The sequence below is a fragment of the Nostoc sp. genome, assembly GCF_036917635.1.
Taxonomy (GTDB): Bacteria; Cyanobacteriota; Cyanobacteriia; order Cyanobacteriales; family Nostocaceae; genus Nostoc.
The window spans coordinates 56,543-74,145 of sequence record NZ_JBALCW010000047.1 but is presented as its reverse complement, the minus strand read 5'-3'; the positions used below and the strand labels follow the sequence as shown (position 1 = coordinate 74,145).

The 17,603-nt window shown below is 41.8% G+C and carries 16 protein-coding genes and 2 pseudogenes; 5 read left to right on the top strand and 13 right to left on the bottom strand.

Annotated elements, in window-relative coordinates:
• Positions 1–73 precede the first annotated feature (73 nt).
• The 3 genes from V7K32_RS13160 to V7K32_RS13150 all read left to right on the top strand — a co-directional run bounded on the left by V7K32_RS13160 (position 74) and on the right by V7K32_RS13150 (position 1,224).
• Positions 74–409 carry a XisI protein gene (locus tag V7K32_RS13160; protein WP_334993820.1) on the top strand — a complete coding sequence of 112 codons (336 nt, stop codon included), beginning with the start codon at positions 74–76 and terminating at the stop codon, positions 407–409.
• 192 nt (positions 410–601) lie between these two features.
• The gene (locus V7K32_RS13155) at positions 602–814 is read left to right on the top strand and encodes a type II toxin-antitoxin system Phd/YefM family antitoxin (RefSeq protein WP_334993818.1); all 213 of its coding nucleotides are present in this window, start codon (positions 602–604) and stop codon (positions 812–814) included.
• Positions 815–837: 23 nt separating this feature from the next.
• Entirely contained in the window at positions 838–1,224 is a 387-nt protein-coding gene (locus V7K32_RS13150; RefSeq protein ID WP_334993816.1) for a type II toxin-antitoxin system VapC family toxin, read from the top strand.
• A 170-nt stretch (positions 1,225–1,394) separates the two neighbouring features.
• Here the strand turns inward: V7K32_RS13150 and V7K32_RS13145 are convergent, their stop codons facing one another.
• The 11 genes and pseudogenes from V7K32_RS13145 to V7K32_RS13095 form a co-directional block, all read right to left on the bottom strand.
• The gene (locus V7K32_RS13145) at positions 1,395–2,660 is read right to left on the bottom strand and encodes a bifunctional sterol desaturase/short chain dehydrogenase (protein WP_334993814.1); all 1,266 of its coding nucleotides are present in this window, start codon (positions 2,658–2,660) and stop codon (positions 1,395–1,397) included.
• Positions 2,661–3,263: 603 nt separating this feature from the next.
• Positions 3,264–3,704: a hypothetical protein gene (locus V7K32_RS13140; RefSeq protein WP_334993812.1), complete on the bottom strand. Its 441-nt coding sequence runs from the start codon at positions 3,702–3,704 to the stop codon at positions 3,264–3,266.
• Between the two features lie 409 nt (positions 3,705–4,113).
• Positions 4,114–4,730, bottom strand: a pseudogene (locus tag V7K32_RS13135) (Smr/MutS family protein); the annotation flags it as partial.
• A gap of 63 nt (positions 4,731–4,793) precedes the next feature.
• Positions 4,794–5,444, bottom strand: coding sequence for a Uma2 family endonuclease (locus tag V7K32_RS13130; RefSeq protein WP_334993810.1), 651 nt, complete (start codon positions 5,442–5,444; stop codon positions 4,794–4,796).
• A 121-nt stretch (positions 5,445–5,565) separates the two neighbouring features.
• Positions 5,566–7,986, bottom strand: a complete 2,421-nt coding sequence (locus V7K32_RS13125) for an endonuclease MutS2 (protein ID WP_334993808.1) — start codon at positions 7,984–7,986, stop codon at positions 5,566–5,568.
• Between the two features lie 93 nt (positions 7,987–8,079).
• Entirely contained in the window at positions 8,080–8,385 is a 306-nt protein-coding gene (locus tag V7K32_RS13120; protein ID WP_334993952.1) for a DUF2288 domain-containing protein, read from the bottom strand.
• Positions 8,386–8,677: 292 nt separating this feature from the next.
• Positions 8,678–9,316 (bottom strand): lysophospholipid acyltransferase family protein, encoded by a 639-nt coding sequence (locus V7K32_RS13115; RefSeq protein ID WP_334993806.1) that lies wholly within the window; start codon positions 9,314–9,316, stop codon positions 8,678–8,680.
• A 351-nt stretch (positions 9,317–9,667) separates the two neighbouring features.
• Complete coding sequence (gene fabD, locus V7K32_RS13110; protein ID WP_334993804.1) at positions 9,668–10,549, bottom strand: ACP S-malonyltransferase; 882 nt, start codon at positions 10,547–10,549, stop codon at positions 9,668–9,670.
• Positions 10,550–10,630: 81 nt separating this feature from the next.
• Entirely contained in the window at positions 10,631–11,623 is a 993-nt protein-coding gene (locus V7K32_RS13105) for a beta-ketoacyl-ACP synthase III (RefSeq protein ID WP_334993802.1), read from the bottom strand.
• 183 nt (positions 11,624–11,806) lie between these two features.
• Positions 11,807–12,829, bottom strand: a complete 1,023-nt coding sequence (gene plsX / locus V7K32_RS13100) for a phosphate acyltransferase PlsX (RefSeq protein ID WP_334993800.1) — start codon at positions 12,827–12,829, stop codon at positions 11,807–11,809.
• A gap of 254 nt (positions 12,830–13,083) precedes the next feature.
• Positions 13,084–14,565, bottom strand: coding sequence for a leucyl aminopeptidase (locus tag V7K32_RS13095; RefSeq protein ID WP_334993798.1), 1,482 nt, complete (start codon positions 14,563–14,565; stop codon positions 13,084–13,086).
• Positions 14,566–14,829: 264 nt separating this feature from the next.
• On the opposite strand from V7K32_RS13095, the pseudogene V7K32_RS13090 reads away from it, so the two are divergent.
• A pseudogene (locus tag V7K32_RS13090) lies at positions 14,830–15,114 on the top strand (type II toxin-antitoxin system RelE/ParE family toxin).
• Positions 15,115–15,457: 343 nt separating this feature from the next.
• Here the strand turns inward: V7K32_RS13090 and V7K32_RS13085 are convergent.
• Both V7K32_RS13085 and V7K32_RS13080 read right to left on the bottom strand, forming a co-directional pair.
• Positions 15,458–16,624, bottom strand: coding sequence for an EcsC family protein (locus V7K32_RS13085; RefSeq protein WP_334993796.1), 1,167 nt, complete (start codon positions 16,622–16,624; stop codon positions 15,458–15,460).
• 156 nt (positions 16,625–16,780) lie between these two features.
• Complete coding sequence (locus tag V7K32_RS13080; RefSeq protein ID WP_334993794.1) at positions 16,781–16,963, bottom strand: type II toxin-antitoxin system PemK/MazF family toxin; 183 nt, start codon at positions 16,961–16,963, stop codon at positions 16,781–16,783.
• Positions 16,964–17,253: 290 nt separating this feature from the next.
• Here V7K32_RS13080 and V7K32_RS13075 point away from each other — a divergent pair, with 290 nt between their 5' ends.
• Positions 17,254–17,502: a helix-turn-helix domain-containing protein gene (locus V7K32_RS13075; protein ID WP_334993792.1), complete on the top strand. Its 249-nt coding sequence runs from the start codon at positions 17,254–17,256 to the stop codon at positions 17,500–17,502.
• The last annotated feature ends 101 nt before the right edge of the window (positions 17,503–17,603 follow it).

Below are 17,603 nucleotides of genomic sequence, written 5' to 3'. Positions count from 1 at the left end.
AAGTTTTCACAAGATTTAGATTAATTAACTATTATTTGTTAATAAAATTTAACAAATAATACAATGCAATGCAATGGATACCTTAGATAATTATCGCCAAATCCTTCAAAAAATATTAAACGAATATGCCCAACTCCCCTACGCTTACGGAGAACTAGAAAGACAACTAATTATAGACCAAACCGCCAACCATTACCTACTACTAACATTAGGCTGGGAAAATAATCAACGGGTGCATGGTTGTTTAGTCCATATTGACATTATCAATGATAAAATCTGGATTCAAAGAGACGGTACAGAATACGGTATAGCCAACGAACTTGTTAACGCTGGTATTCCTAAAAATCAAATTGTTCTCGCCTTCCAACCAGCCGATATCAGACAGCATACTGAATTTGCCGTTACTTAATTAAGTCTAAATTTTATGGTCTAGGATAATTTGCTTTAATTCAGGTTTAATTTAGATATTCATGATTTATCTTTCATTAACGGTATTTTATGAGTCTGCTCATTAAAAGCTGTTGCTAAATTTTGAATAGGCATTGTCATAACTTCAAACTTTCAAATTGATATACTAAAAATATTCTTAGATAAAAATCTCATGTTAACCGTAACAATTGATGAAATTCAGCAAAATTTAACTAGCTATCTTCACCAAGTAGCAGTAGGAGAAAGTATTATTATCACGCAAGCAGGTAAACCTATTGCAGAAATTAAACCAGTTTCAGCCACTTCTCAACAAATCAGACCTTATGGTTTATGTGCTGGAGAGTTCATTGTTCCAGATGATTTTGATAGTCCCTTACCTGAATAAATTTTGAATAGTTTTGAAGGTAGATGAAACTATTATTAGATACCCATATTTTCTTATGGTTTATTAGTGGCGATCAAAAATTACCAATTCACTTACAAAATAGCATTCTTGATTTAAATAACGAGGTATATTTAAGTTGCATTTCTGTTTGGGAAGCAACTGTTAAATATCAGCTAGGTAAATTACCATTACCAGAATCACCTGAAATCTACCTTCCTAAACAGCGTCAGCAGCATCTAATTAGCAGTCTCAACTTAGATGAAGAAAGTATTGCTCAACTATTGAATTTACCATTATTACATCGCGATCCTTTTGATAGAATGCTGATTTTTCAAGCTTTACAACATAATTTAACAATTGTAACTTTAGACCCGGCAATTCGTTCTTACTCCGTCAGTGTTTTATGTTAGAGTAATAATTACTTTTTTCACTTGAAAAGTGCATAAAAGTATGCTTTCTTGAACATTAAATAATCAGTATTTGTTTGGAGCGATGCCTGCGGCGGGCTACGCCTACGCAAACTACACTCTGTAGAGCCAATTGATTAATTGCCCCTACCTGAAAATAAGAATTTCGGCTATTATTTTGGTAAATCCTGTTCACTTTTCGCTGTCTGGCTGAAGACTCGATAGTATAATGACGTACTAATTTCCTTTAAGGGAAACAGCAGATAAGTAAGGGGATTTATTGCCACAATAATATTGCGGAAGTCTCGCCGAGCCAAAAATAAAATAGCACGAGCAACTTGCTGTGCAGACATCACACCGTAGGGATTAAGTTGACTTTTAAACGGGCCAAGAATTAACTTGCGAATTACACAATCCCCATCCAAACGCTTGAGAGTAACTATATCACCAAGCGATCGCTTGCTGAGTTCATAAACCGGACTCAAAGCTGGAGAAACCTCAGCTTCAGAAGTGTTTACCCAAATTTCTTTGGTTGCTTTTGCTTGTGGTCCTGTAACAGTTGTCACAAATATATCCATCAACCGTAATGCTGAAAAGGTATTCACCTCATACGAGGAATTGATCGCCTCTGGTGTGCGGCTGGCGTAGACATTGATGCCGTGGTTGATAATTAAAATATCTACTTTCTCTAAACTATCCCTCAAATTGGCTTCATTACCCAACTGCCAGGGAACCACTTTTACCCCAACTTGCTCTACTAATTTTTCGGGATTAGTGGTTAAGGCCACAATTTTAGCATTATTCTTGACAAGTTCAGCCGCTAATGCTTGCCCTAACGCTCCTGATGCACCCGTTAAAGCGACGGTTTTACCCTTGAGAGACAGTCCTGTGCCAAGAATTTTATCCACTACAGGAAAGACACCACTGTAGTAAGCGTTGACATCATCAAAATGATGCCGCCAATGGTAAGACCGATTCACCCACCAAATGGATGGTATTGTCTCTAAAGGGCCGGGTAGATGGTTGTAGTCTGTATCAATTTTTCCCTGGAAATATCGCACAGACGCGCCATACAAGAACGTGCAACCATAAGCTACTCCCAGCCATAAACCCAGTTGCTGGACAATTAAGGCAATGACTACCAATACCACTAGCAGTAGAGTCGATTCTAAAATGTCGTGATAGAGCTGGGATTCTTGGTAAACTTTCAGGGAAACTATTGATAAATCGCGGCGATAGGCGCTATGGTGCTTGTTGTGCCATTTAGCAAGCCAATTGACTTGGTGACACAAAGCATGGTAGCTGTCTCTCAACACCTCAGCGAGTAAAAGTGAAAAAAGTCCCCAACTAACAAACTGCAAGCTGGCATTTAACCAAACCCAATTAATTTGTAATATTGTCTTAATTCCCATCAAGTTTTCAGCTAGCATTTTTATCATGTTTGTTTATACTGGTTTCACTTAATCATTCTTCATGGAATAAAAAATTAACTATAGTATCAACATTTTCAGCTTTTACTTCCCCTAAAATGCTCATCTAATGCTCAAATAAGCTATTTGCAGTGATTTGATAGATATTTTGAGCATTATTTTATACCTGTCTATCAGGCTCAATTGATGCTGATAATTCACCACTTATATCACCCTAAGCCTAATGTGTGAAGTTGTTAAACAAGTTATTAAACAACTTTTTAAATAACTTTTTTAAAACTGGAAAGTCTAACTCTTGCATAGCTCGTTCAATTCGTTGAGTAACATTCCCTGTGCGGTAGCGAAAGAACATCAGTTTCACCGTCCGAATTCAGCTATAATATCCCACTTCAATAGAGCAAAACCAAGGCTGATAAACTCAATTGAGGCTCCATTGAGATAGCGATCGCAGCAGTATAAATACTTAATTGCTAACGTGTGGAGCAAATAACTTCGGTTCGTGCTGGTTCTTCTTCAAAGTTAAAATCCATAGCATATTTTAACTTACTAAGGTACAGAAGTTAGTCTTCAAAACCAGAATAAGTTTGTTTTAAGGACTAACTCCTGCTTTCTTCAAATAGCTCTTTGGCGCAGATGTTGCCCATTAAGCCCTTGCTTAATCCAACTCAGACATTCATATTCGGATTTGAATAATTTTGGAGCTGCAATATTATTCAATAAGTCTGGTAAATAATGGTCATAAAAATATTTGTCTCCTTCTTGGAAAATGATGATCAAATTATTTCGGTAAATGTAGCGAGACTTAAAACTATCTCTCTTACTAACAAACGTTGAATTTTGATCAATATGTTCTTTAGCAATATCAATGATATTACTAACGCTACTTCCATAGATTTTTGCTGGATTTTCTGCTTTATGAAATTGGCTTGTGTGTCCAACCTCCGATAGCAATTTATACGAATAAATCTGGTAATTATCAAGCTTCCCAAAAACAAATGGAATGATGAGATATCCTTTGTATGAGACTGAATTTTCATAAAGAAGACGACTCATCTCAACCTCCTTTGGTATAACTGCTCTCAAAAAATTCGCTTAAATCACATTTACATTAAAAATCAATACTTTTCTATTAAATATATTCCTTATCGCCTAAACCCTCATCGCATTTCACAAAGAGGCTATTACCCCTTTTGTCAAGCAAAAAGGAATATCAAGCTTTAGCAAAAAAGTATCGTAACACTCACTAATTATCGCTCTTTTTGTAATTACTAAACATTAGATATTTTATAAAAGTTAAAAAATTAGAAATCTCATTCTGTGGGATTACTCCCCCTATTCCTTGCGTCCCGCCTTTCAAGACCATAAACTGAGTTGATTGGGGGGATGCTCAAGGTTATTCTAAGGTAGGGGTGGATACAATAACTGCCCTGCGGTAGTAGCAGCCTTCAGATTTATTGCCACTTTATTTTATATAAGCAACGGTAACACCACTGCCGCCGTCTGCTTGTTCTGCTGGTTCATAGTTATTGACTCTGGGATGCTGTTGCAAAAAGGCGTGAACTCCTTGTCGTAGCTTACCAGTGCCGTACCCATGAATAATCCAGACTGGGCTTGTAGCTTCCGAGATGGCTTTATCTAAAATGTATTCGGCATCAGCTACCCGTTTACCACGCAAATCGATGGTATTTTGGGAAGTCCGAATTTCTGGGACATTTTGCGGTGGCGGGGTTACTGCTGCGGGGGCTGGCTTGGGTTTGACGACTGGTTCGGCTTTTTGACCAGTTCCGCTTGCTGCAACAAACTTTGGGCTTCGGCTGCTTTCGTTTCCTGACGGCGGCGTTGCGCTTCTAACCCAGCAATTACCTGGTTAACTTCATCTGTGGCCTCTCCCACTTGGCTTTTCGCCTGTTGTACCACTTCTGGCTTTAATCGTAAGCGTAGAGCAATAGTTAAGGCGTTACAACGTCCGGGGATGCCCCACAGCAGGCGGTAAGTAGGCGAGAGAGTACTTTCGTCAAATTCTACAGAGGCATTTTCAAACCGATCATCTTCGTATTTCAGGGCTTTTAATTCCCCGAAGCTAACAATACTTTTATACCACTATCCACAACCTTTTGGAGTAGCTAATTCTAACAATTTGAACTAAACCTGGCTACTAATTTGCTGCCTTATCCACGCACGAAAGACTTTTATTGTTGCATTTCTGCCATTGGTTTTACTCAGCATTAAATATTCGGGAATTACTTGCTGAATTGGAAAAGTGGGGAAAATAGAACTGATATTTGATTCTAGATATTTACCATTAAACAGCACGTTTATTTTCAGTTTTATTCCATTCCATCGCCACAGTTCCGGTACTCTCAAATCTTGATAATTATTGAAACGAGTCCGGGAGGTGATATCAATTTCAATAGCCAAATCTGGAGGCGGATCGGTTTCTAAATTGATTCTATCTTTGCCCCTAATTCTAGCTTCATTTTGGATATAGAAACAATCATCGGGTTCTACCCCAGCATCCATACTTTCCTTATCAAAAGTCGTAGAACCCAAACTCCAAAATTCCAGATCAAGTTCTTCTAATAAAACTTTTACCAAGTCCCCAATAATAACTTTAGCTACTTCATGCTCTGGTAATGGAGCCATTATTTCCAGCATCCTTTGACTGTAACCTATGCGAGAACTGCGATTGTCTCCCAATTCTGCTAAAATTCCTTTGTATGCCGACCAAGAGACATCTTTAATCAACAACTGATGACCCGCTCTAACAATTAGTTGATTGAGTTCAAGTAACATGGGAAATTACCTCCTCTTTATTAATGGCAATGTATTAAATTCTTAAATACCGTATAGCATAAGATATGCTATACGGTAGCTGGATTTACGCTGTGCTGTACTAGTTATATTTATTGCGATTTTATTTGATGTGAGCAACGGTAACACCACTGCCGCCGTCTGCTTGTTCTGCTGGTTCGTAGTTGTTCACTCTGGGATGCTGTTGCAAAAAGGCGTGAACACCTTGTCGCAGTTTGCCAGTACCGTAACCGTGAATAATCCAAACTGGGCCTGTAGCTTCCGAGATGGCTTTATCTAAAATGTATTCGGCATCAGCTACCCGTTTACCACGCAAATCGATGGTGTTTTGGGAAGTCCGAATTTCTGGGACACTTTGCGGTGGCCGGATTACTGCTGCTGGGGCTGGCTTGGGTTTGACAACTGGTTCGGCTTTTTGACCATCTAAAGATTCTACATCTTGCAACTTCACAGTCATCTTCATTAGCCCAAATCGAACGCTTAACTCGCCATCTTCATCAGGGGCGGCGATCACATCCGCGATCTGTCCCAATTTTGGAATGCGGACGCGATCGCCTACTTTGGGCATAAACCCAGCTTTTGGTTTTGCTGGCGTTGCTGGCTGATAAAGTTGGCCAATTTGATTCAAAGCATTGGTTGCTTGCTGGGCCTCTTGGGCTGTGGGCGTACCTTTTTGCAAACGGCGAATCACTTGGGCAATTTCACCTTTTGCTTGAGCGATCGCTTCTTTGACAGCTATTTCCTGTGAAGCCCGTAAACTGCTTTCCCTTTCCTCCAAACTTGCGGCTTTTGCGGATACTTGTTTGTATAAACGTTCCGCTTGCTGCACCAAACTTTGGGCTTCGGCTGCTTTCGTTTCCTGACGGCGGCGTTGCGCTTCTAACCCCGCAATTACCTGGTTAACTTCATCTGTGGCCTCTCCCACTTGGCTTTTCGCCTGTTGTACCACCTCTGGTTTTAATCCTAAGCGGAGGGCAATAGTTAAGGCGTTAGAACGTCCGGGGATGCCCCACAGCAGACGGTAAGTAGGCGAGAGAGTAGTTTCGTCAAATTCTACAGAGGCATTTTCAAACCGATCATCTTCGTATTTCAGGGCTTTTAATTCCCCGAAGTGAGTAGTGGCGATCGTTAGTTGGGCGTGGTTAGCGAGATATTGCAACAAGGCGATCGCTAAGGCACTACCCTCAACTGGATCGGTTCCTGCTCCGACTTCATCGAGTAAAACTAGAGAATTGGGCATGGGGCATGGGGCATTGGACTCTCCCTCATCTCCCTCAACTTCCCGATTCCCTAATGCTTCCAAAATCCGACTAATGCGGCGGATGTGTCCAGAGAATGTGGATAAACTTTGCTGTAAGGATTGTTCATCGCCAATATCTGCCAACACCTTATCAAACCAAGGTATTTCTACTGGTTCACGGGCGGGGACAAATAAACCCACTTTGGCCATCAATGCTGCCAATCCCAAGGTTTTTAAGGTTACAGTTTTACCGCCAGTATTTGGGCCAGTAATTGTCACTACCCGAATTTGCGGACTGATCAGTAAATCTACAGGAACTACTGGTTGCCCTTGTTCGTGCTGTTGCTGCCACACTAACAAAGGATGTCGCAAATTCCGCAAGGTAATGATTTCTCTATCTTCACGCTGGATAAATCGCGGCGGATTCGCTCCTAGCCAGTAACTATACCGCGATCTAGCGGTTGCCAGATCCAAAGTGGTAGCGATCGCTAACAACCTTTCTAAATCTGGTTTGACTGCGGCTACAAGTTCTGTCAAAGCACGGCGAACTGCTTCTTCTTCGGCTTGCTCTTTTCTAATTATCTGCCGCAGTTGGTTGCCCAAAGGCACTACTGAATTCGGTTCCACGTACAGGGTAGCACCGCTAGTAGAGGTATCGTGGACAATACCAGGGATGGCATCTTTTTGGGGTGCTTTTACGGGGATGACAAAGCGATCGCCCCGTTGTGTAATTAGCTGTTCTTGAACTGCTCCAGATTTTGCTTGTAAGATATTTTGCAGCTTTTGAGTAATCTGAGTGCGTAATCGCCGCAAATCTGTGCGAATTTCTCCCAGTTTTTGACTCGCGCGGTCAGTTACCTGGGCCCGTTCATCAATACATCGATGAATTTCTTGCTCTAATTCTGGATAAGTCCGCAAATCGGCAACCAAATGAGTCAGTATGGGCAAATCTTCCTGATTGTCAATTACACGGCGCAAATTTCTGGCACCAGCGAGGGTGGTGGCGATCGCTAACAGTTCATCTCCGGCCAAAACTCCACTGCGTTCTGCCCGTTCTAAGGAATCGCCAATATCTTGAATTCCCTCAAATGACAGTCCCGTGGTTAGGCTTTCCAGTTGGTAGACTTCTTTGGTTTGCTCTAACAACTCTTGGCTTTGGATCTGAGAATCGGGTATTTTCAGATGACGCGCAGCTGTCGCCCCCAGCTTAGTTGCCGCAAAGGTGGCAAGGTGCTGGCAGAGCCGATGCCATTCTAATAGTTCTAAGGTTTCAGATTGGATCAAGGTTTCAACATCTAATCTGAAATTATCGTAACAATTCTAGCTCCTAGATGGCTAAATATTAGAGGAGAAAATTTTGCTTTAGTCAAGAGTCAATCAATTTTGGATTTTAGCCGCTATTTCTTGTGCCAAAACGTAAGGCTGGACAATGAGAGTATTAAATCGTTTAGTGCGATCGCCATTCCATTCTCCCACCTGTACTATCGTGGGTTTGGCAATCAATTGTTTATCAATCCACTGTTCTACTGATGGTATATTATCACTGGCGATCGCTACTCCAACATCCACCAAGTTTAGCTCAAGTGCCACCAAAATTACTGCATCTCGTTGTACATGAGGAATTAGCCACTCCCACTCTGCCTCATCCAAAATTTCTGTTAATTCCGCTCTTAAATCCGACATCATTCCTCAATTTGTAATAAAACCAAACTATGTAACTAAAAGTAAAATCTCTGTATTTGGCTCGTAGTTGCGCCCTCTTGCGCTTTAGCGGTTATCGATTGAGTGAGATACAAGAACTCCACCCCCAACCCCCTAAGAGCAAGCGAGGAAGGGGCTATGATGTACCTCATCTGATTAAGAAACGCTATAAAGCGCAACTACGAGCCAGTGATGATTATTTGCGCCCACTTCCACTTACTTAAACTATTTTACATTTACCTTTCTAAAGCATATATCTGTAGTTTCTTTTAATTCATCTTCCTAAATCATGCATTTCGTTAATTACTTTGGTACACTTTTGTGTTAAAGCTTCCAATTCTTCTTTATTAGTGGAACTTGGAGCATCAATCAAGTTACCAATTCTCACGGTGATGGGAACTGCACGAGGTAGGGAAGATCCTTTTTGTAAAATCTCCTCAGTACCCCAGACACTTACCGGTAATATTGGGGCTTTTGCTTTCGCCGCTAGTAGCAGTGCGCCTCTTTTGGGGTCTGTAATTCGACCATCTGGGGTGCGAGTGCCTTGCAAGAAAACACCGACAGCCCAACCGTTATTGAGATATTCTAGGGCAGAACGGATGGCATTGCGATCGGCATTTCCTCGACTCACCGGGTAAGCGCCGTACAATTTAATCGCTTGCGCCAAAACTGGGATTTTAAATAACTCTTCTTTCGCCATGTACGCCACTGGACGACGTACACAGTTAGAGACAATTGGCGGGTCAAAATAACTAGCGTGATTACTCACTACCAACAACGGCCCTGATTGGGGGACATTTTCCGTACCATAAATCTGGCCCCGAAAGTAAGCGTGAAGCATGGGGCTAACGACTGACCATTTGAAAGCGTGGTAAAGTGCCAGACTGATAAACGGTTCGCGGTTTGTGTCCACAGAAGATAATTCCAATCAGACTGAATTTAGCATACGCGATCGCCAGACCCACAAACGCAAAAAAACTGTAAAGATGAATTGCTTCACTCATCTGGAAATACTAAGTCCAGAAAATATTAGGATTTAGCAGTATGAATAACACTATGGCAATCAAGCCAAACAATTTTGGATTTTAGATTTTAGATTGGCCGCAGCAATCAAGTCAGGGGTAAGTCATTTAATTTTAGATTTTGGATTTTAGATTTGTTTGCGCGTTTAAATTCGGGGGCTTGTAACCCTTTTTTAATTTTGGATTTTTAATCTTCAATTCCATTATCCAAAATTTAAAATCGAAAATTCGGTCATCAAGAATTAATCAGGCAAATCAGCAGCACTCTGGATATTTTTTAATATTAACTCAGGGCTACTACGTTTAATTAAACCAGTTAGAACTTTACCAGGGCCAATTTCTATTACTTGCTGAATGCCGTTGGCTGGTAATTGCAGAGAAATTTCTCGCCATCTTACAGAACCAGTCATTTGTTTGTTCAGGCGCTGCTTTAAAGTCTCGGCATCAATAGACGCAATTGGTTCTACATTAGACAACACTGGCACAATAGCTGGCTGAAATTTAACAGATTGTAGAATATCTTGGAATTTTGCAGATGCTGGTGCTATTAAATGTGAGTGAAATGCTCCAGAAACCTTTAAGGGAATCGCCCGCTTTGCTTTGACTTGAGTCATTACCGCTTGTACAGCCTCAGTAGTGCCTGAAATTACCACCTGAGCCGAACTATTATCATTTGCTATCACCACATCAGGCGTTTCGGCAATGACTTTTTCTAACTGTTCTTGGTCAAAGTTCATCAAAGCTGCCATCATACCACCGACGGCATTATCCATGAGTTCTGCACGACGCTTTACTAGATATAAACCAGCCGACCATTCAAAGACACCCGCTACATAAAGGGCAGAATATTCTCCCAAACTATGACCAGCCACTAAATCTGGCTGGTGTCCTCGTTCTCGGAGAAGATCGGCAAGAATAGTTTCTATCACATAAAGACTTGGCTGAGTGTATAGCGTCTGTGATAACTTTTCTTCTTGGTTTTGACAGATTTCGGTTACACACCAGCCCAAAATTTCCTCAGCCTGGGCAAGCTTATCTTTAGCCGATGGTATATCTAATAAATCTATTCCCATTCCCAGCGCTTGGGAACCTTGTCCGGGAAACACCCATGCAGTTTTTGTCATTGGTCATTGGTCATTAGTCAGTGGTCATTAGTCAGGGGTCATTAGTCATTAACAAATGACTAATCACAAAAAACTAAATATTTACCTTCCCCATTGAAAAATTGCTGCACCCCAGGTAAGACCAGCACCAAAGCCGGATGCAGCAATGATGTCATTGGGTTTAATTTTACCTTCCCGCACTGCTTCATCTAAAGCTAAGGGAATGGAAGCAGCAGAGGTATTGCCGTAGTGGGCGAGATTACTTATAATTTTATGTTCTGGCACATTCAGTCGTTGGGCAACAGCATCAATAATTCGCTGATTGGCTTGATGCAATAGCAGCCAATCTATTTTGTCAATACTGAGGTTCGCTTGAAATAAGGCTTTATCAATAATCTCTGGCACTTTTTGCACAGCAAAGCGGTAGACTTCTTTGCCGTTCATAGTAATCGGTTGGTAACCGCCTTTAGTGATATTTACATTCGGGAGGAGTTCTTGGGAAGCGCCTGTGTATGCAAGGTTGAGGTGATGGTTTTGAGTGCCATCACTTTTAAGGGCAAATCCCAACAAGCGATCGCTTTTAGAAGCCTGTAATACTACTGCCCCTGCACCATCACCGAATAATACACAACTGCGCCGATCTTCCCAATCTACCCAGCGAGAGAGGATATCTGCCCCGATCAAAAGTACGTTTTTATAGACACCTGTTCTAATGTATTGGGCTGCTGTAACCAAACCAAACACAAAGCCAGAGCAGGCTGCGGTCAAGTCAAAAGCTACTGCGTTGGTGGCTCCCAATTGCGCCTGTACTTGACAAGCACTACCAAACAAATCATCCGGGGTGGAAGTCGCCAGCAGAATCAGGTCTAGGTCTTCTGCTTTAATTCCCGAAGCTGCGATCGCCTGAGTGCTGGCGGCAGTAGCTAGCACACTCAAGGACTCAGATGGCAGGGCTAATCGCCGTTGACGAATTCCGGTTCTACTGGCAATCCACTCATCTGATGTTTCAACTACTTCACTCAATGTCTGGTTGTGTAAGGAAGTTGCTGGTACTGCCGAGCCGCTTCCGGTAATTGCTACGCCTAAGTTTTGCACTCCTAATCTCCCAAGCTATCAGCTTTTTGTCTCTTGTCTTTTGTCCTTTGTCCTTTGTCATTTGTCCTTTGCCATTTGTCCAAAGTCCAATTGCAAATGACTAATGACTAATGACCCTTCGGGTTCACCAGTTGCTCATGGGGGAAACCCTCAAGACCGCACTGGCTCACCAATGACTAATGACTAACCGCTTTCGCGCTCTAGGATATATTGGGACTGAATTCGTTGTATCACCTGGTTGTCAACAGCTTCTTTCGCCATGCGAATTGCATTAAATATTGAAGGAGCTTGTGAGCTACCGTGACCGATAAAACAGACTCCTGCCACGCCTAGCAGCAAAGCGCCACCGTGTTCTGCGTGATCCATGCGCTGCTTAATCCGCTTCAGGTTTGGTTTTAAGAGTGCTGAACCGATTTGACCGTGTAATCCTTGGGGTAATTCTTCCCGCAGAATTTGCAGAATCACTTCTCCGACGGCTTCGGCAAATTTTAATAATACATTGCCCACAAAGCCGTCACAGACAATCACATCAAAGCGACCGGAAAGCACATCACGCCCTTCGGCATTGCCAATAAAATTAATTTGAGAATTTTCGCGGAGCATTTGGTGGGCGCGGACGGCTGCATCATTGCCCTTAGACTCTTCTTCACCGATATTCAACAAACCCACCTTCGGTTCAGTTGTACCTAAAACATATTGACTGTAAGCCGATCCCATGACGCCAAACTGCTCTAAAAACTTCGGACGACAATCTACATTTGCGCCGACATCAAGTACCAACACTGGCTTACCAGCAATAATCGTGGGAAAAACAGTCCCTATGGCTGGGCGGTCAATTCCCGGCAATCGTCCTAATCGGAGCAAAGCAGATGCCATAGCTGCCCCAGAGTGACCGGCAGAAAATACGGCATCTGCTTTTTGCTGCTTGACTAAATCCATCGCCACATTGATAGAAGCCTTGCGTTTGCGTCTAACTGCATTTAAAGGCTCCTCATCCATAGCGATCGCTTCCTGTGCAGTCACGATCTCCACCTGCCCTAAATTCGTTTTTGGCGGCAAGGCAGCTTCTATTTGTTGAGGATCACCAACTAGTAATATATCTACACCCAATTCTTCCCTTGCTCGCAATGCGCCAGCAACGATTTCACCGGGTGCGTGATCCCCCCCCATTGCGTCAATTGCGATCCTTACGCGAGTCGATCCCATTGCTCACAGCTTCTAGAAACCTTACAAATTTTACCAGATGGCTTTGCCGAAAAAGCTTAACTTTCTGACCGCCAAATTATTTCTGTTACTATCGCAACAATTTTTGCTGGCAAGCTCAAGATAGCACGAATTTGGGCATAGGGGATTGGGGATTGGGGATTGGGGATTGGAAAGAGGCAGAGGGGCGGGGTGCGGGTGGCAGAGGGAAAAACTCGGCTCCCTGCCTCCCCTGCCTCCCCTGCCTCCCCTACTCCCTACTCCCCACTCCCTTCTACCCAATTAACTAGTGTCCGAACACCGTAGCCTGTTGCCCCTGCGCCGTTGTAGCCATTTTCTTTATCTGTCCACACAGGTCCTGCAATATCTATGTGCGCCCAAGGGGTTTCTTTAACAAATTCCTTGAGGAAAAGGGCAGCAGTAATGGCACCACCTGGACGCGGCCCGGTATTTTTCATGTCCGCAATCCCAGACTTTAGCCCTTCAAAATATTTTTCTTCCATTGGCATCCGCCAAATCTTTTCTCCTGAAGTTTGGGCAGCTTTTTCGATCTGGGAAGCTACAGCATCGTTGGGAGTGTACAAACCAGCAATATCCTCACCCAAGGCAACGACGTTGGCACCGGTTAGGGTGGCTAAATCCACGATCGCATCTAATCCCAATTTGTCGGCATACACTAAGGCATCTGCTAGGGTTAAACGTCCTTCAGCGTCGGTGTTGTTAACTTCGATTGTTTTGCCGTTTGATGCTGTGAGAATGTCTCCAGGGTGCATAGCGCGACCGCTAATCATGTTTTCAGCCACCGCCGAGATGAAGTGAACCTCAACATCTGGCTTAATTTGACCAATTGCTTTTGCCGCGCCCAAGATAGCAGCTGCACCGCCCATATCAATTTTCATGGTTTCGATGCCGCTACCAGCACCTTTAATGTTGAGTCCGCCGGAATCGAAGGTTACACCTTTGCCAATAATTGCTAGTTTCCTTTTGGGTGTACCTTCTGGCTTGTAAGTCAGGTGAATGAATTTAGGTGGCAATTCGGAAGCTTGCGCTACTCCCAAAAAAGCACCCATACCCAACTTTTCACAGTCTTCTCGTTCTAGAATTTGTACTTGTAAACCATGATCCTTTGCGATCGCTTGAGCAGTTTCTGCCAAAGTAATTGGTGTTACTGCATTAGCTGGTGCTGCTACTAACTCCCGGGCTAAGTTTACCCCTGACACAATTTGATTGGCGCGGGCGATCGCTGCTTCTTGTCCACCGAATCCTAGTAAATCTACCGTTTCTATTTGTGAACCTTTTTCTTCTGGTTCTGATTTAAAGCGAATATCTTGGTAAAGCGCTAATTCTACACCTTCTGCGATCGCTTGGGCGCTTGCGGCTGGATCGTTATTCCACAATGGGAAACTAAATCCCAATATTTTGCTTTTTTGCTTTTTTCCTACCCTGGCTACAGCAGCAGCAGCGCGTCGCAAAGTGTCGAGTTTTAGTTCATCTGGTTTACCTAAACCTACCAGAATCAATTTACGCACTGGGCTACCAGGATTCACACGAGTGAAAATGGTACTGTTGGCTTTACCTTTAAATTCTTCTTCAGCAATTAATTCTTTTAATACCCCGGAAAACTTTTGATCTAAAGTTGCCAATTCTCCAGTTAACTCTACTGCATCTTCAAATAATCCAATTGCCAAACTATCGCCTGCCCACTCTAGCAAAGGCTTATCACTAGGTTGAATTGTCATGTTGGGATTTTGTGTAAATATTCCTTCTTGTACCAGTATTGCTCAAAATTCTTGTTTCAGTATAAGGCAACTGGGGAATGGGGAATGGAGGAGATGAGGGAGCAGGGGTCAGTAGCTATAATGTTAGTGCTAAGAGTGTCAATCGATAATACGCTTGAAAATGCATGAAGTTTTAACCATAATAAATTAGTGGAATGGCAAGTTGAGTTTCATGATGATTTCGAGTCTGAGTTCGATACTCTACCTCAATAAGTAAAAAATGAGTTGCTTGCTACGGCTTAGTTTTTAGAAAAGTTTGGGCTACAAGGAAAACGTCCTCATCTTGATACACTCAAAGGGTCGAAGTACGGAAACATGAAAGAGTTACGATTCTCAGCTTTTGGTGGTGTTTGGCGTGTGGCGTTTGCTTTTGATCCATTGAGACAAGCCATTTTATTAGTTATAGGTGACAAATGCGGTGTTAGCCAAAAACTTTTTTATAAACACTTAATTCAAAAGGCTGATGCACGCTATAAGAGTCATCTTAAAAAATTAAAAAACGAAGGGTAAGAATAATGGGTAAAAGCCTAAGAGAAAAAATTAAAGAACAGCCAATAGAAAGCCAAATTAAAATTGAAAGCTGCGCTCAGGAATTAACTAGGCAAAAACTCTTACTAGATAAACAACAACTTATTTGAGTTAGAAAAGGAAAAGGTTTTAAAAAAAGAGAGGTAGTTATATTTGGAAAGATTAATGATAGAACATGAATTTAGTAAAACACTAGAAAAGCCTGCCAAGCCGTTGGAGTTTAGCAGGCTTTAAAGTTATTAAAAATGGCTAGTTCTGTGTATGATACTCGTGAACTTTGCTGATAACTCCACTTTTTTACCTCCTCTGCCCAATGCCTTATGTTCTATGCCCCAATTCCATTTGTATCAATATCAAATTTGCTGGCGATCGCCTCTATTATTTCTTGCTCGCGTGGGGTAGTCTTATTGTCAAGCTGGGCAATTTTCTTACACTGAGCAAGCAACGGCATGGCAAAATCACGATTTAGCTGATTGAGCAGTATATTTAAAGATTTAGGTGATTTGATATTTTGGGCAATCGCATCTAACGAGGTAGGACTGAGTTTTACAGCTTGTAATTCTGGCAAAATTTCTTCCAAAGTCTTGTCTGGATTACTAGCAAGGATCATGTGAACTAAAATTTGATCCATGACGGCTTCTTGAGCGATCGCACTTTCTAAATACTTTTCACTCTCTGCTTTTAATGTTGCCAGAGTCTGTGGCGATGAGAGCGAACTTGATTCATCTAGCTTGGCTTCATAAAATCGACAAGCAGCATACCCCAATGAATAGATCATCGTCGCATTTGAACTAGCTCCAATTACCGCACCCGCCAAGGGTATATTTCGCAGCAACCCTAATCCCGCAGCTTTTAAAAGACGCTCTCCACCCAAAGCCAAACCAAAAATTGCCAAAACTTCACCTTTACGGGCAGGATCTTTTAAATTCAACCCGTAGACAGATGCAATTTGATAAAGCATTTCTGATTGCAATTTTGTTGTTGCTGTTAAATCAATTGCGAACAATGCAACTGCGATTCCTGGTAAAAAACTTGTTGCTAATCCAACTGTCCCTGCTTGAGTTGCTTTTTCCACCATAATTCTGTGAGCAATCTGGCTGGGTGATTCATTAGGATATTTTTGCTTGAGCTTGTTTACCGCAACTTCTGCTTTTTCCAAATCAACAGCGTTAGTAGTACCAATTAGCCAATTTAGATTTAATACTCCAGATAGTTTTCTAATCAGCCAATTTTCGCTCAGGCTATTGACAACTTGACCACTACTTTGAGTTGTTTGCTCAAGAAACTTGTGTGTTTCTTTTGCTGTGGCTTCTCCCACCCCTACTGCTGTGCCTAAAACTGCTTTGCCAGTTTCAGCAACAGTTTTGATAAAAGACTCTACTATAGACGGTTGATTTTCTACTGATGATTGAGCCTGGATTTTTACTTCTGAAGTTTCTCTGGGTGAATTAACTGATTTATTCACCTCTATTTTTTGGGATTTGTCTGTCATAGCTTGATACCATCTTGCTTGTAAAGCCTCTCTCTTTTAGTTGTAGCGAAAGTATGAGTGGCTTGACATCTGCCGACAAGTACAACTTTTCAGAGCTAATAGGAATTATTCTGAGCCTTAACTATAGACATGCGAATGGTGACATAGGTTCTAATTTTAGAACTGATAACCTAATGTCAACAATACTTTACCTTCTAAAATAGTGAGTTTTTCTAAAGTCAGAACGCCCAATTTTATTTGTAATCTTGTTTTATCAATTACCCGCAATTGGTGGCAAAGAGCAACTGAATCTCGTTCTAATCCACCTTCACCAGTTTCAATTAATAAACAGGTTGGCAAAGACGCACGACGTAAATTTGTTGTTAGAGGAATGGTGATGATAGTGGTGGAAAATTCCGTGCGATCGCACTTCAGTTATGGGAGAAGCTGAAGCAATGCCTACGGCGGTAAACTACGCTGTTTCCCAATTTTGACTCGCTTCAATTCAAATTTAACATCACTTAAAATTTTTACTATAAAAATAGCTTTTCAGTATATTAACTGATGAAATCTGCAATTTTGCATTGTTAGTATGTAACAAATAATATAGCATCAGCTATTTAAACTAGAAGGTAAAGATTCAAATCTAAATGACTATAAAAAAACCCTTGGCTATCAATCAGCCAGAGGTAGGGCAAATCATTCGTGATCTGCGACTTTTGGCTGGGCTAACGCAAGAACAGTTTGCAGCCACTCTAGGTGTTACTTATACTACAATTAACCGTTGGGAAAATGGACGTTCTAAACCCTCGCCGCTAGCGATGGGAAAAATTGAGGAGATGTTGGAGAAAATGGGCGCTCAAGGGCAGGATTTGTTGGCGAAATATTTGCCCTATTAGGTCAATAAAATACTTATTTTGTGCAATTTAAACGCAAAACAATACATAACACAATCAGGTTATTGATTGCTGAGATAACAAAAAATTATTACTAATTAAAG

Coding starts and splice junctions, on each gene's coding strand:
- plsX (WP_334993800.1), bottom strand. CDS start 12,829: ATGGGATCGACTCGCGTAAGGATCGCAATTGACGCAATGGGGGGGGAT.
- V7K32_RS13085 (WP_334993796.1), bottom strand. CDS start 16,624: ATGACAGACAAATCCCAAAAAATAGAGGTGAATAAATCAGTTAATTCA.
- V7K32_RS13145 (WP_334993814.1), bottom strand. CDS start 2,660: ATGATAAAAATGCTAGCTGAAAACTTGATGGGAATTAAGACAATATTA.
- V7K32_RS13095 (WP_334993798.1), bottom strand. CDS start 14,565: ATGACAATTCAACCTAGTGATAAGCCTTTGCTAGAGTGGGCAGGCGAT.
- V7K32_RS13155 (WP_334993818.1), top strand. CDS start 602: ATGTTAACCGTAACAATTGATGAAATTCAGCAAAATTTAACTAGCTAT.
- V7K32_RS13120 (WP_334993952.1), bottom strand. CDS start 8,385: ATGTCGGATTTAAGAGCGGAATTAACAGAAATTTTGGATGAGGCAGAG.
- V7K32_RS13075 (WP_334993792.1), top strand. CDS start 17,254: ATGACTATAAAAAAACCCTTGGCTATCAATCAGCCAGAGGTAGGGCAA.
- V7K32_RS13160 (WP_334993820.1), top strand. CDS start 74: ATGGATACCTTAGATAATTATCGCCAAATCCTTCAAAAAATATTAAAC.
- V7K32_RS13150 (WP_334993816.1), top strand. CDS start 838: ATGAAACTATTATTAGATACCCATATTTTCTTATGGTTTATTAGTGGC.
- V7K32_RS13130 (WP_334993810.1), bottom strand. CDS start 5,444: ATGTTACTTGAACTCAATCAACTAATTGTTAGAGCGGGTCATCAGTTG.
- V7K32_RS13140 (WP_334993812.1), bottom strand. CDS start 3,704: ATGAGTCGTCTTCTTTATGAAAATTCAGTCTCATACAAAGGATATCTC.
- fabD (WP_334993804.1), bottom strand. CDS start 10,549: ATGACAAAAACTGCATGGGTGTTTCCCGGACAAGGTTCCCAAGCGCTG.